General features: G+C 69.7%; 14 protein-coding genes. 8 read left to right on the top strand and 6 right to left on the bottom strand.

Annotation, left to right across the window (positions count from 1 at the left end; genetic code table 11):
* Positions 1-314: 314 nt before the first annotated feature.
* From ACO1X9_RS11390 to ACO1X9_RS11380, 3 genes are all read left to right on the top strand, one after another.
* Entirely contained in the window at positions 315-791 is a 477-nt protein-coding gene (locus tag ACO1X9_RS11390; RefSeq protein WP_486350955.1) for an acyl-CoA thioesterase, read from the top strand.
* Between the two features lie 207 nt (positions 792-998).
* Entirely contained in the window at positions 999-1,331 is a 333-nt protein-coding gene (locus tag ACO1X9_RS11385; RefSeq protein ID WP_486350954.1) for a PadR family transcriptional regulator, read from the top strand.
* A complete protein-coding gene (locus ACO1X9_RS11380) occupies positions 1,328-2,365 on the top strand; it encodes a permease prefix domain 1-containing protein (RefSeq protein WP_486350953.1) in 1,038 nt (345 codons plus the stop codon). The genes ACO1X9_RS11385 and ACO1X9_RS11380 overlap by 4 nt, the downstream gene beginning before the upstream one ends.
* On the opposite strand, the gene ACO1X9_RS11375 is transcribed toward ACO1X9_RS11380, so the two are convergent.
* The gene (locus ACO1X9_RS11375; RefSeq protein ID WP_486350952.1) at positions 2,362-3,231 is read right to left on the bottom strand and encodes an acyl-CoA thioesterase; all 870 of its coding nucleotides are present in this window, start codon (positions 3,229-3,231) and stop codon (positions 2,362-2,364) included. The genes ACO1X9_RS11380 and ACO1X9_RS11375 overlap by 4 nt on opposite strands.
* A 22-nt stretch (positions 3,232-3,253) precedes the next feature.
* Between ACO1X9_RS11375 and ACO1X9_RS11370 the strand changes: the two genes are divergently transcribed.
* Positions 3,254-3,913, top strand: a complete 660-nt coding sequence (locus ACO1X9_RS11370; protein WP_486350951.1) for a DUF8185 domain-containing protein — start codon at positions 3,254-3,256, stop codon at positions 3,911-3,913.
* A gap of 109 nt (positions 3,914-4,022) precedes the next feature.
* Here ACO1X9_RS11370 and ACO1X9_RS11365 read toward each other — a convergent pair whose 3' ends face one another.
* From ACO1X9_RS11365 to ACO1X9_RS11355, 3 genes are all read right to left on the bottom strand, one after another.
* Complete coding sequence (locus ACO1X9_RS11365) at positions 4,023-5,681, bottom strand: FAD-binding dehydrogenase (RefSeq protein WP_486350950.1); 1,659 nt, start codon at positions 5,679-5,681, stop codon at positions 4,023-4,025.
* 84 nt (positions 5,682-5,765) lie between these two features.
* On the bottom strand, positions 5,766-6,176 hold the full coding sequence (locus ACO1X9_RS11360; RefSeq protein WP_486350982.1) for a globin: 411 nt from the start codon (positions 6,174-6,176) through the stop codon (positions 5,766-5,768).
* Between the two features lie 8 nt (positions 6,177-6,184).
* Positions 6,185-7,234, bottom strand: coding sequence for a mechanosensitive ion channel family protein (locus tag ACO1X9_RS11355; protein WP_486350949.1), 1,050 nt, complete (start codon positions 7,232-7,234; stop codon positions 6,185-6,187).
* Between the two features lie 121 nt (positions 7,235-7,355).
* Here ACO1X9_RS11355 and ACO1X9_RS11350 point away from each other — a divergent pair, with 121 nt between their 5' ends.
* The 3 genes from ACO1X9_RS11350 to ACO1X9_RS11340 are packed head-to-tail and all read left to right on the top strand — an operon-like array spanning position 7,356 to position 8,972.
* Complete coding sequence (locus ACO1X9_RS11350; RefSeq protein ID WP_486350948.1) at positions 7,356-7,784, top strand: hypothetical protein; 429 nt, start codon at positions 7,356-7,358, stop codon at positions 7,782-7,784.
* A 1-nt stretch (position 7,785) separates the two neighbouring features.
* The gene (locus ACO1X9_RS11345) at positions 7,786-8,016 is read left to right on the top strand and encodes a helix-turn-helix transcriptional regulator (protein WP_486350947.1); all 231 of its coding nucleotides are present in this window, start codon (positions 7,786-7,788) and stop codon (positions 8,014-8,016) included.
* Positions 8,016-8,972: an NAD(P)-dependent alcohol dehydrogenase gene (locus ACO1X9_RS11340; protein WP_486350946.1), complete on the top strand. Its 957-nt coding sequence runs from the start codon at positions 8,016-8,018 to the stop codon at positions 8,970-8,972. The genes ACO1X9_RS11345 and ACO1X9_RS11340 overlap by 1 nt, the downstream gene beginning before the upstream one ends.
* Positions 8,973-9,050: 78 nt before the next feature.
* On the opposite strand, the gene pepN is transcribed toward ACO1X9_RS11340, so the two are convergent.
* Both pepN and ACO1X9_RS11330 read right to left on the bottom strand, forming a co-directional pair.
* Positions 9,051-11,621, bottom strand: a complete 2,571-nt coding sequence (pepN, locus tag ACO1X9_RS11335; RefSeq protein WP_486350945.1) for an aminopeptidase N — start codon at positions 11,619-11,621, stop codon at positions 9,051-9,053.
* 37 nt (positions 11,622-11,658) lie between these two features.
* Positions 11,659-12,327 (bottom strand): hypothetical protein, encoded by a 669-nt coding sequence (locus tag ACO1X9_RS11330; protein ID WP_486350944.1) that lies wholly within the window; start codon positions 12,325-12,327, stop codon positions 11,659-11,661.
* 123 nt (positions 12,328-12,450) lie between these two features.
* On the opposite strand from ACO1X9_RS11330, the gene ACO1X9_RS11325 reads away from it, so the two are divergent.
* Positions 12,451-12,936: a ribose-5-phosphate isomerase gene (locus ACO1X9_RS11325; protein WP_486350943.1), complete on the top strand. Its 486-nt coding sequence runs from the start codon at positions 12,451-12,453 to the stop codon at positions 12,934-12,936.
* The last annotated feature ends 3 nt before the right edge of the window (positions 12,937-12,939 follow it).

Genomic DNA, 12,939 nt, shown 5'->3' with positions numbered 1-12,939 from the left:
ACGCGCCCCGCTGTCGCGGGCCTCGGGATGCCGGGTTGCATCCCGCGTCGTGCCGGCCATACGCCCGTCTCCGTCCCGGTGCGGGAGGGGACTCGGGCGCGGCCCTAGGTGGAGCAGGCACCGCGTCGCGTGTCGGCGACCTCGGAGCAGTGCCCCAACGTAGCAACAACCCGGGGGCCGCCGGGACGCGTGATCGTCGGCCCGAGACCCCGCGCTGCCCCGCGATGTCAGGGATTCGGGCGGGTTGATCGGGGCCGATGCGAGGGGTCAGTCGTTGCAGGATCGTTACGGGATCGCCGCGATAGCGTAGAGGCGTGTCCCGCATCCATGTCCCTGTGGCGCTCCGCTGGAGTGACCTCGACGCCTACGGTCACGTCAACAACGCCGCGATGCTCACCCTCTTGGAAGAGTCGCGCATCTCGGTGTTCTGGGGTGGCGGAGACCTCGGGGTCGACGGGGTGAACGACGCGGCCGCGCCGACCGAGCAGGACCCGTCGACGGTGACCCTCGTCGCGCGGCAGGAGGTCGAGTACCTCGCGCCGATCCCGTACCTGCGGGAGCCGCTCGACGTGCAACTCTGGATCGGGCGTTTCGGCGGGGCGAGCCTCGACGTCTGCTACGAGGTCTGCTCACCCGTCGGCGACGAGCCGGCGACGCTGTTCGCGAAGGCCCTCACGACGATCGTGCTGGTGGATGCCGCCTCCGGCCGCCCGCGCCGCATCACCGACCGCGAGCGCGAAGCCTGGGGTGCCCACGTCGGTGCCCCCGTGGAGTTCACGAAGCGCTCCTGACACTTTTGTCGGGTTAGTTGCACATTGCCCCGTCTTCCGGGGTGATTCTGCAACTGCGTCGTCGAGCCGGGAAGTCGCCGCGTGCCCAGTTGCATCCCACGCCTGGAGTACGCAGCAATGTGCAACTAACCCGACAAAACCCTCGCGACTACGTCACCCAGTATTGCCAGTTGACGATAGTGTGTGACGCACAGTAACGTGTCGCTCGTGAACGACAACGAGAGCGCACAGCTCCAGGAGCTCCGCCGCGGCACCGCCGTGCTGGCCTGCCTCCTCATGCTGCGCGCACCCCAGTACGGGTACGCCCTGCTCGAGCAGCTCGCGGCAGCCGGCATCCCCGTCGAAGGCAACACGCTGTACCCGCTGCTCCGACGCCTCGAGGCGCAGGGGCTGCTCATCAGCGAGTGGAACACCGACGAATCGCGGCCGCGCAAGTTCTACCGCACGAGCCTCGCCGGCGACTCCCTCGCCACCGTCCTGCTCGACGACTGGAAGACCCTCCAGCAGTCGATCGATCGCATCGCCAAGGAGAACTCATGAACGCCACCACCATCAACTGGTCGGGCAGCGACGTCGGTCGCCCCACCACCGACACCCTCACCGACCGCTACGTCTGGGCCGTGCTCAAGGGTCTGCCCGAGGCGAAGCGCACCGACATCGACCGCGAGCTCCGCGCGAGCATCGCCGACGATGTGGATGCCCGCGTCGCGTCGGGTGAGGACGCCGCGGCCGCCGAGCACGCGGTGCTGCTCGAGCTCGGGGAGCCCTCGAAGCTCGCCGCCGGCTACACGGGTCGCGTGCTCGCACTCATCGGACCCGATCTCTACCCGGGCTGGCTCGGCCTCATGAAGATGCTGTACGCCATCGTGCTGCCGCTCGCCACCGTCGCGTACTTCGCGGTGCAGGCGATCACGGGCGCCGAGCCCGGTGGGCTCATCGGCGGCACCATCGCGATCGCGATGAGCCTCATCGTGCACCTCGGGTTCTGGACGACGCTGATCTTCGCGATCGCCGAGCGTGCGGGCACCTCGATGAAAAACGTGCCGCACCTCGGTCCCGACGCGCCGTTCGACCCCGCCCAGCTGCCGTCGATCACGACGACGACGGGCAGCGGGCGCAGCGACCTCATCGCGTCTCTCGTGTTCCTCGCGCTCATCCCGATCGCGCTCATCTGGCAGTTCGTCGCACCGCCGCTGCGCGACGCGCAGGGCGCCGCGATCCCGCTGCTGCACGAGGGGACGATGCCCTTCTGGGTGACCTACTTCCTCATCCTCACGGTGCTCGCCGCGGTGCTCGCCGTCGTGCTCTTCCGCCGGGGCCGCTGGACGTGGCTGCTCGTCGGCCTCCACGCGGCGATCGCGATCGCCGCGACGGTGCCGCTCGTCTGGCTCGTGCTCACCGGACAGCTCGTGAGCCCGGCCTTCCTCGACGAGCTCGGCTGGACCGCCACGGTCGGCGCGGGATCGGTCGGTGCGATCGGTGCCTCCGTCGCCCTCGGGGCCATCGCGATCTGGGCGATCGGCGACACCGTCTGGAAGGCCGTGAAGGCCGACCGGATGGAGCGAAGCTCCTAGACCGTCGGAACGCGGATCATGCCCTCCTGGCCCACCGTGGCCAGGAGGGTTCCGTCCTGCGTGAAGATGCGACCGAACGACAGCCCGCGTCCGCCCTGGGCGACGGGCGACTCCTGCTCGTAGAGCAGCCACTCGTCGACACGGCCGTCACGGTGCCACCACATGGCGTGATCGAGGCTCGCCGCTTTGAGTCCCGGCGCCGCCCAGGACAGCCCGTGGCCGCGCAGGATCGGTTCGAGGATCGAGTAGTCGCTCGCGTACGCGAGGGCCGCGCGGTGCAGGTTCGGGTCGTCGGGCAACCGGCCGATCGCGCGCATCCACACCGCCTGGCGGGTCGTGTGCTCGCCGTCGCCCGGGAAGTACACGGGCCGCTGCACGTGACGGATGTCGAACGCCCGCTGCGTCGCCCAGAACTTCGCGACCGGATGATCGATCGCCCCCAGCACCTCGGCCGTGCTCGGCAGCGACTCGGGGTCGGGCAGGTCGGACGGCATCTCGACCGTGTGCTCGAGGCCCGGGTCGTCGTCCTGGAACGACGCGATCATCGACAGGATCGGTTCGCCGTTCTGGTAGCACTGGGTGCGGCGCGTCGAGAACGATCGGCCGTCGTGGATGCGGTCGACCGAGAACGTGATGGGCAGGTCGACGTTCCCCGGTCGCAGGAAGTAGCCGTGCATCGAATGCACCCGGCGGTCTTCGGGAATCGTGCGGGTCGCGGCGACGAGCGACTGCGCGAGCACCTGCCCGCCGAACACGCGTCCTCCCGGCATCCACTGCGAAGGACCGGTGAAGATGTCCTCGCGCGTGCGCGCTCCGGTGTCGGTCAGGTCGAGGGCGGCCAGGAAGCCCGCCAGGGGGTCGCTCACGCTGTGTAGTTTAGGAGCCAGGATGGCCGGTACCTTCTCCCTCACCGAGACCCGATCGCTCGACGACCTGCACGTCTTCCTCTCCCGCGCCGCGCGTGTCGAGGAGGGTTCGGTGCGGCTCATCGCCGGATCGGGCGTTCTGGCTGTCTACTGCTCGGTGTTCACCCCCGCGGGTCTGCTCGATGAGAGCGCGACCGTGCTCGGGCTGCGCACCCTCGCGCTCACCGAGCCCACGACGTTCGACGTCGTCGTGCCCGTGCGTTCCCTCATCCAGCGTCTCGAACGCGCGCAGCAGGAGGCGGGCACGACGGTCGGGCTGCCGATGGAGGTCAACACCGCCACCTGGGCCGCGATCTCGCCCCCGCGCGGCGGCTGGTCGGCGCTCGACGACGTGCCCGCGGCACTGCTCGACAGCACGGCGCGCGCCGGCATCCGGGATGTCGCCTCGGCCGTTCCGGACGGTGCCGGCGAGCAGATCGTGCGCAAAGTACGGGCCGAGGTGTGGGGCAAGCCGATCGCCGGCGCCGAGCACGTGCCGTCGAGCGCGGCTTTCGCGGCGTTCGCCCTCGGGTTCCTCGGCGAGGACGCCGTCAAGGTCTACGAGAGCGGCCCGTGGACCCGCCTCACCACCGCCCGCGGTCACGTGCTCGTGAAGCGCCGGGCCTGGAACCTTCTTCGCTAGCCCCTCGGTGGTCGAGTAGCCGCGCAGCGGCGTGTCGAGACCCGCCCCGAGCTGCCCGAAGGCGGGGTCTCGACACGCGCCTTCGGCGCTACTCGACCACCGAAGTCGGTTAGACGGTGTCGGCGATGGCGCGGCCCGCGGTGCGGCCGCTGAAGAGGCAGCCGCCGAGGAAGGTGCCCTCGAGGGAGCGGTAGCCGTGCACGCCGCCGCCGCCGAAGCCGGCGACCTCGCCCGCGGCGTAGAGGCCGGGAATCGGCTCACCGTCTGCTCCGAGGGCGCGGGACGAGAGGTCGGTCTGGATGCCGCCGAGGGTCTTGCGGGTGAGCACGTGGAGTTTCACGGCGATGAGCGGACCGTGGGACGGGTCGAGGAATCGATGCGGCTTCGCGACGCGGATGAGCTTGTCGCCCCGGTACTTGCGCGCGCCGCGCAGGGCGGTGATCTGGGCATCCTTCGTGAACGCGTTGTCGATCTCGCGGTCGCGCGCCTCGATCTCGTACTTCATCTCCAGGAAGTCGATCTCGACGTCGGGGGAGAGGTTCTTCATGCCGGCGAACAGTTCGTCGAGGGTGGTCGCGACGACGAAGTCGGGACCCTTCTCCTTGAACGCCTCGACGGGCCCGGTCGCGCCCTTGCCGAGGCGCTGCTTCGCGAGCTCCCGCACGCTCTTGCCGGTGAGGTCGGGGTTCTGCTCCGAACCGGAGAGGGCGAACTCCTTCTCGATGACGCTCTGGGTGAGCACGAACCAGGAGTGGTCGTGGCCTGTCGAGCGGAGATGCTCGAGGGTGCCGAGCGTGTCGAACCCGGGGAACAGCGGGATCGGCAGGCGGCGACCCGTCGCGTCGAACCACAGGCTCGACGGGCCGGGGAGGATGCGGATGCCGTGGCGCTCCCACACGGGTGTGTGATTCTCGATGCCTTCGACGTAGTGCCACATGCGGTCGGAGTTCACCAGGCGAGCTCCGGCGGCCTCGGCGATCTCGAGCCCGCGACCGTCGACGTGCGCGGGAACTCCGCTCAGCATCGAGGTGGGGGCGGTGCCGAGCCATGCGGGCCAGAACTTGCGCACGAGGTCGTGGTTGCCGCCGATGCCGCCGCTCGTGACCAGCACCGCGGGTGCCTCGAGCGTGAACTCGCCGACGACCTCGCGCGACGAGGCCTCACCGCGCGCGGCATCCGAGGGGGCGAGGATGCTGCCACTCGCGCCCGTGACGGCACCCTTCGTGACGGTGAGGGCATCCACCTGGTGGCGGAAGCGCAGGTCGACGAGTCCCTTCTCGACCCCCTGGCGCACGGCGGCGATGAAGGGCTCGAGGATGCCGGGACCGGTGCCCCACGTGATGTGGAAGCGTGGCACTGAGTTGCCGTGGCCGGTGGCCGTGTATCCGCCGCGCTCGGCCCAGCCGACGACGGGGAAGAACTTCACGCCCTTCGCGGCGAGCCACGACCGCTTCTCGCCGGCGGCGAAGGCGAGGTACGCCTCCGCCCACTGCCGGCCCCACAGGTCTTCGTCGTCGCGGTCGAACTCGGCGCTCGCGAACCAGTCTTGGCGGGCGAGGTCGTGCGAGTCTTTGACGCCGAGGCGCCGCTGCTCGGGCGAGTCGACGAGGAAGAGGCCGCCGAACGACCAGAACGCCTGCCCGCCGAGGTTCGTCTCCGGCTCCTGTTCGAGCACGATCACGCGCTTCCCGGCTTCGACGAGCTCGGCGGTGGCGACGAGCCCCGCGAGACCCGCCCCGATCACGATGACGTCGGCATGTGCGGTCATGTCGGTGCGTCCCCTTCCCTGAACTTCGAGGCTAACGGCTGTGCCTCGTGCGGGTGTCATCCCCGGGGTGGACCCGCCGGAGCGTCACTCTTCGTGCGTGTTGACCATCGCGTGCGCGGCGCGCTCGAGGTAGTCCCAGAGCATGTTCTCGTGCAGCGGCGCGAGGCCCAAGCCGTTGACGGCGGCGCGCATATGCAGCAGCCATCGGTCGCGGGCTTCCGGGTTGACCTTGAACGGCTGGTGTCGGATGCGCAGCCGGGGATGGCCGCGCTCCTCGCTGTACGTTCCGGGTCCGCCCCAGTACTGCTCGAGGAACCCGGTGAGGCGCTGGATCGCGCCCTCGAGGTCGTCTTCCGGGTACATCGGCCACAGCACGTCGTCGTTCCGCACACCGACGTAGAAGTCGCGCACGAGCTTCTCGAACGTCGCGCGACCGCCGACCTCGCGCCAGAAGTTGGAGCCGACGGGCTCGCCGCCGGGTCCGCTGCGGATCATGAAGGTGTTCACGTGCGGCCTCCGGATGGCGGGGTCGTGGGACGGGCGGTGCTCGGTTTGGCCGGCGACGGCGCGCCCTTGACCATGCCCGGGATGACGGGCGTGTCGCTCGAGCCGCCCGCGCCGTCGGTCTTGACGAGGCCGCCGGCGGTGAGGAGCGAGGGGAGGCGCATCCCGAGTTCGTCGAGCGTCTTGCGGAGTCGGCCGCGCAGCTCTCGGGCGACTTCGTCTTTCGACCCGGTGCGGGTCTTCACGACGAGCCGCAGCACGGTGGCCTCGGCGGTGATCGACTCGATGCCCCACACCTCGGGCTTCTCGAGCATGAGACGCTTCCAGCGACCGTCTTCGCGCATCGTCAGCGCCGTGTCGAGCAGGGCGAGCTTCACGGCGTCGGGGTCGGCGTCGTAGGGCACGGCGAGGTCGAGGATGACGCGCGCCCAGCCCTGCGACATGTTGCCGACGCGCAGGATCTCGCCGTTGCGCACGTACCAGACGGTGCCGCCGACGTCGCGGACGCGGGTGACGCGGATGCCGACCGCCTCGACGACGCCGGTCGCCTGACCGAGGTCGACGACATCCCCGACCCCGAGCTGGTCCTCGGCGACGATGAAGAGGCCGTTGAGCACGTCGCGCACGACGTTCTGGGCGCCGAAGCCGAGGCCGGCGCCGAGGGCGGCGGTGATGAGCGAGAAGGCGCCCGTCGCATTGGGGTCGATGGCCGAGACGATGAGCACGAGCGAGACGAGCACGACGACGGTCGTGACGGCGCTCGACAGCACACCGCCGAGTGCACGGGTGCGCTGCACGACGCGCACCGCCGCGACCGGTGACGCCTGCAGTTCGCGGGTGTCGTCGACGTTCTGCTTCTTCTTGACGCCCGTGACGACGCGGTTGACCGTGCGGCTGATGACGATCTGGAGGAGCAGCCGGATGATGCCGGCGATGAGGATGATGGCGGCGATCCGCAGCGGGACCCCGAGCGGTGAGGCGAGGAAGGCGTCGAGCCACACCCAGAAGTCGAAGGGCGCCGGAGCGTCCGGGTCGACTTGGAGATGCACGGTCTCAGCTTAGGGAGCCCGGTGAGTCGGTGTCTGTGTAAAGAAAGCTTGACATGGTGTCGGCCCTTCTTTACAGTCGGCATGTCAAGAATCCTTGACATGCCTCGAAGGGATGCGCTCCATGTCATACGAAGAGAAGAACACCTGGGCGTTCGGCATCATCGCCGTCCTCGGCTACCTGACCTACCTCGTGCTCACCTTCGTCGTGGGCGGCGGGCCGCTCGACGGCTCGACCTACCTGTGGCCGATGGTCGGCTCGATCGGGGGTGCGATCGTCGCCGGCATCCTCGCCGGGATCGCGATCGGGATCGGCGACGGCATCGCGGGTGACAAGAACCCCGGCAAGGTCGACCAGCGCGACCGGGAGATCACCTGGTTCGGCGAGCGCGTCGGCAACTCGATGATCGTGATCGGCGGCATCGCGGCGCTCATCCTGTGCTTCGTGCAGGCGCCCCACGTCTGGATCGCGAACGTTCTCTTCCTCGGGTTCGTGCTCGGCGCGATCCTGCAGACCATGGCGAAGCTCGGCGCCTACCACCGGGGGCTCTGACGTGGTCAAGCCCACCCGCGTGACCAACGGCATCCGCGCGCTGCGGTTCGCCGCCGACGAGATGACCCAGGCCGACCTCGCCGAGAGGATCGGCGTCACCCGCCAGACCGTCATCGCGATCGAGCAGGGGCGCTACTCGCCGTCGCTCGAGATGGCGTTCCAGATCGCCCGCGTCTTCGGGGTCGGCCTCGACGACGTCTTCAGCTACGAACCCGACGAGGAGATGAAGTGATGAGAGCAGTGACCCGCCGACAGTACGGCGAGACCGGCGTGCTGCGCGTCGAGGAGGTCGAGCTCCCCGAGCTCACCGAGGGCCGCGTGCTCGTGAAGGTGAAGGCCGCGGGTGTCAACATGGCGGAGTGGCACCTCATGACCGGGTTGCCGACGATCGCGCGGCTTGCGTTCGGGTTGCGCCGCCCGAAGGACCCGCTGCTCGGTCAGGATGTCGCGGGCGTCGTCGAACGCGTCGGCCCCGGCGTCACGAGCGTCGCGGTCGGCGACGAGGTGTTCGGATCAGGTGCCGGCACGTGGGCGGAGTTCGCGCGAGTGCGCGCCGACCTCCTGCACGTCAAACCCGCGAACGTGTCGTTCGAGGAGGCCGCGGCGGTGCCGATGGCGGGCTACACGGCCCTTCAGGCGTTGCGCGTCGTCGGATCGCTCGAGAGGAAGCACGTCGCCGTGACGGGAGCCGGCGGGGGAGTCGGCTCGTTCGCCGTGCAGCTCGCCTCGACACGAGGTGCCCGCGTGACCGCGGTGTGCAGCGCGGGCAAAGCGGAGTTCGTGCGCCGACTCGGTGCGCACGACGTCATCGACTACGCGACGACCGACCCGACCGACGGCGAGCGGCGCTTCGACCACGTGCTCGACTTCGCGGGCGGCCTGCCGCTGACGCGCTGGCGCCGGGTGATCAAGCCGGGCGGCATCCTCGTGCTCGGCGGTGCGGAGAACGGCGGCGCGGTGCTCGGGCCGCTGTCCCGATCGATCGGCGCGCTGTTCACCCGCGGGCTCAAAGTCGTCACGCTCGTGGCGGCGACGAAGGGCGACGACCTCGCCGAGCTCGCGACGCTGCTCGCGTCGGGGGAGCTGCGGTCGCCGCTCGCGCGCACGTACCCCCTCGCGGAAGCCGCTCAGGCTGTCGACGACCTCCGCGCGGCGACCCACCCCGGAAAGCTCGTGCTGGTGCCCTGACCCCGGCCACTGCACCGATTTGCGTCGAGCCCCGGGCATAGCCCAAGTGCGCTCGACGCAAATCGGTGAACTCGGCGGTCAGGCGGAGCGGTCGCGCTGTTGGGCGCGGAGGGCGCGCTCCACGCCGGCGAGGTTCTCGATCACGAGACGTCGCAGCGCGGGGACGTCGGGGTGGGCGTCGAGCCACGCGTTCGTCGCGTCCACGAGTTCCTGCGAGGCAAGCGCCGCGGGGTAGAACCCGAAGATCACGTACTCGGCGATCTTGTACGACCGCTCCTTCCAGATGCGGTCGAGCGCGTCGAAGTACGGTGCGACGAGCTCCTCGAATCCGGCAGGGCCGTTCGCGTGCTGGAAGCCCACACCCGAGGACCGCAGCACGACGTTCGCGATCGACGCATCCGTGAGCGCCTGCTCGAGCGCGCCCTTCTTGTCGCCGGTGGCCCGGGCTCGGGCGGCGGCCTGTTGGCCGTTCGCCGTGTTGTCCTTGTCGAGCTGGGCGGCGATCTCCGACTCCCCGGCCTCGCCGAGCAGCACGAGACCCTCGAGCAGCTCCCAGGTGAGGTCGGCGTCGATCTCGAGCCCGTCGAGCCTCACCGACCCGTCGAGCAGCCCCCGCAGCGTCGCCGCGTGGGCGGGGGTCGACGGGATGTTGGCGAAGAACTTCACGAACTGGAACTGCGCATCCGACCCGGCCCGAGCGGTGGACGCGAGCTCCCAGAGCGCGTCGCCGACCCGCTCGATCGTCGCCGCCTGCTTCTCAGGCGCGACGTAGAACCGCGCCACCTGCGTGAGCTGCGTGAGCGAGAGGCGGATGGTGGTCGACTCGGTCTCGGTCGCGATGTTGCCGAGCACGAGGTCGACGTAGTCGCTCGCGGGCACCTCGGCATCCCGGGTCGCGTCCCAGGCGGCACCCCAGACGAGGGCGCGGGCGAGCGGCTCCTCGATGTCGGCGAGCTTGTCGATCGCGAACTCCCACGAGGCGTCGTCCATGCGGATCTTCGCGTAGGCCAGGTCGTCGTCGTTGAGCAGGATGAGCGCCGGGCGCTTCAGCCCGACGAGCTCCGCGACGGTCGTCGACGCGTCGGCGTCGATGTCGAGCTCGACGCGATGCGTGCGCACGACCTTCGGCGACAGGTCGCCCTCGACGCCGGCGTTGGGGGCGCCGTCGGCGACGTCGTAGAACCCGATCGCCATGCGGTGCGGGCGGATGGTCGGCTGCTCCTCGATCGCCGTCTGCACGATCTCGAACTTCGTGATCACGCCGTCCGCGTCGACCTCGACGAGCGGCTTGAGCGTGTTCACGCCCGCCGTCTCGAGCCACAGCTTCGACCACGTCGCGAGGTCACGCCCGCTCGTCGCCTCGAGCTCGCGCAGCAGGTCGTTCAGCTCGGTGTTCTGGTACTCGTACTTGCGGAAGTACGCCCCCACGCCGGCGAAGAACTCGTCGATGCCGACGAACGCCGCGAGCTGCTTGAGCACCGAGCCGCCCTTGGCGTAGGTGATGCCGTCGAAGTTGACCTGCACATCCTCGAGGTCGTTGATCGTCGCGACGATCGGATGGGTGCTCGGCAGCTGGTCCTGCTTGTAGGCCCAGCTCTTCTCCATGGCCTGGAACGTCGCCCAGGCCTCGGTCCACTCGGTGGCCTCAGCCGTCGCGATCGTCGACGCCCACTCGGCGAACGACTCGTTGAGCCAGAGGTCGTTCCACCACTTCATCGTCACGAGATCGCCGAACCACATGTGGGCGAGCTCGTGCAGGATCGTGACGACGCGACGCTCCTTGATCGCGTCGGTCACCTTCGAGCGGAACACGTACGTCTCGGTGAACGTCACCGCACCCGCGTTCTCCATCGCGCCCGCGTTGAACTCCGGCACGAAGAGCTGGTCGTACTTCGCGAACGGATAGGGGTAGCCGAACTTCTCCTCGAAGTAGGCGAAGCCCTTGCGCGTGATGTCGAAGATGTAGTCGGCGTCGAGGTACTGCATGAGCGACTTGCGCGAGTACACCCCGAGCGGGATGACCTTGCCGTTCGACGACGTGAGCTGCGACTCGATCTTCTGGTACGGGCCGGCGACGAGCGCGGTGATGTACGACGAGATGCGCGGGGTCGGCTCGAACGCCCACCTCGCGGTGCCGTCGGAGACGAACGTCGAGGCGGGGGTGGGCGAATTGCTCACGACCGCCCAGTTGGCGGGCGCGGTCACGGTGAACGCGAACGTCGCCTTGAGGTCGGGCTGCTCGAACACGGCGAAGACGCGGCGGCTGTCGGGCACCTCGAACTGCGAGTAGAGGTACACCTCGTCGTCGACGGGGTCGACGAAGCGATGCAGCCCCTCACCGGTGTTCGTGTAAGCGAAGTCGGCGTCGACGACGAGCGTGTTGCTCGCGGCGAGACCGTCGAGCGGGATGCGCGCCCCGTCGGCGATCGACACGTCGAGGTCGGCTCCGTTGAGCTTGATCGCGTGCACCTTCGCGGTGAGCGCGTCGATGAACGTCGACGCTCCCGGGGTGGCCGTGAAGACGACGGTCGTGGTCGACCGGAACGTCTCGGGGCCGGTCGTCAGGTCCAGCTGGATGTCGTAGGACTCGACGGCGACGAGCGTCTTGCGCTCTTGGGCTTCGACGCGGGTGAGGTTCTCTCCTGGCATCCGTCCACGATATCGCCGGGCAGGCTCCGCAGCGCGGTCAGGCGGACTGCAGCACTCTCGTCGCGACCTGAGGCGACGGCTCCGGGGTGCTCAGCACGTCCTCGACATCCGTGATGGCGTCGCGCAGGAGCTCGACGAGCAGCGTCTCGGGATCGTCGACGCACGCCTCGGCCAGCCCGGCGGTCGCGAGCTGCACCGCGACGGAGCTCGCGCCTCGGCGCAGGTCGCGCTCCCGCACGGGATGCGCGCGCAGATGCTTCTCGGCCCACGCCGTCGCGTGCGGGGCCGACGCGAGGGCGGCGTCGACGTCGACGCGCAGCCGGTCGGGCAGGTCGCCGGGCACGAGCCGCGGGAGCGAGAGCAGCGTCACCGCGAGCGCCTGCTGACGTCTCGCCGCGACGACGGGGAGCGCGGATGCCGCGGCGCGCATCGCGACGATCGGGGCGAGGATGCGGTGGTCGCCCCGCAGACCGACCACCCTCGGGATGTCGGGGGCGAGCTCGCCGCGTCGGGCATCCGAGAGCTGGTCGTTCACCGCGCGCGCGAGGTGAGCGAGCATCGGGTCGGTGCACTGCGGCGCGTCGCTCCACGGCTCACCCGCGAGGTACGACGCGAACTCCATGAAGCACGCGCCGGTCTTCGCCGACCGGTGCCGACCGCGGGAGAGTTGCGGCATCCCGTCAGGGGCCGTCGTGGGCTCGATCACGCGCATCGCCTCCCGCCTAGGAGCGTCGGCGGGGTCCAGGGCGACCCCGCCGACGCCGTCTGGGGCCGATTCTCCCCCCGTCGGGAGCGCGCGGCAAGGGGGGTCAATAAGCTCAGCCGTACCATGCGTATTCATCTGGGCACCGACCACGCCGGACTCGAGTTCTCCACCGACCTGCAGCACCATCTCGCGGCGCAGGGCTACGAGGTCGTCGACCACGGCCCGAAGGAGTACGACGCCCTCGACGACTACCCGAGCTTCTGCATCAACGCCGCCCGCGCGGTCGTGCGCGACGAGGAAGCCGACGTGGCGGCGCTCGGCATCGTCTTCGGCGGCTCGGGCAACGGCGAGCAGATGGCGGCGAACAAAGTGCACGGCATCCGCGCGGCTCTCGTCTGGAGCGTCGCCACCGCCGAACTCGCACGTGAGCACAACGCCGCCAACGTCATCGCGATCGGCGCCCGCCAGCACTCGTTCGACGAGGTCAAGCGTTTCATCGACGCGTTCATCAAGACCCCGTTCTCCGGTGAGGAGCGGCACGCGCGACGCATCGCGCAGCTCGCCGAGTACGAGACCACCGGGGCCATCTCCGGGCACGAGATCGTCTGACCG

The sequence above is a fragment of the Pseudolysinimonas sp. genome (assembly GCF_057350545.1).
The sequence above is the reverse complement of the archived record's forward strand: the minus strand, read 5'-3'. Positions and strand labels throughout refer to the sequence as shown.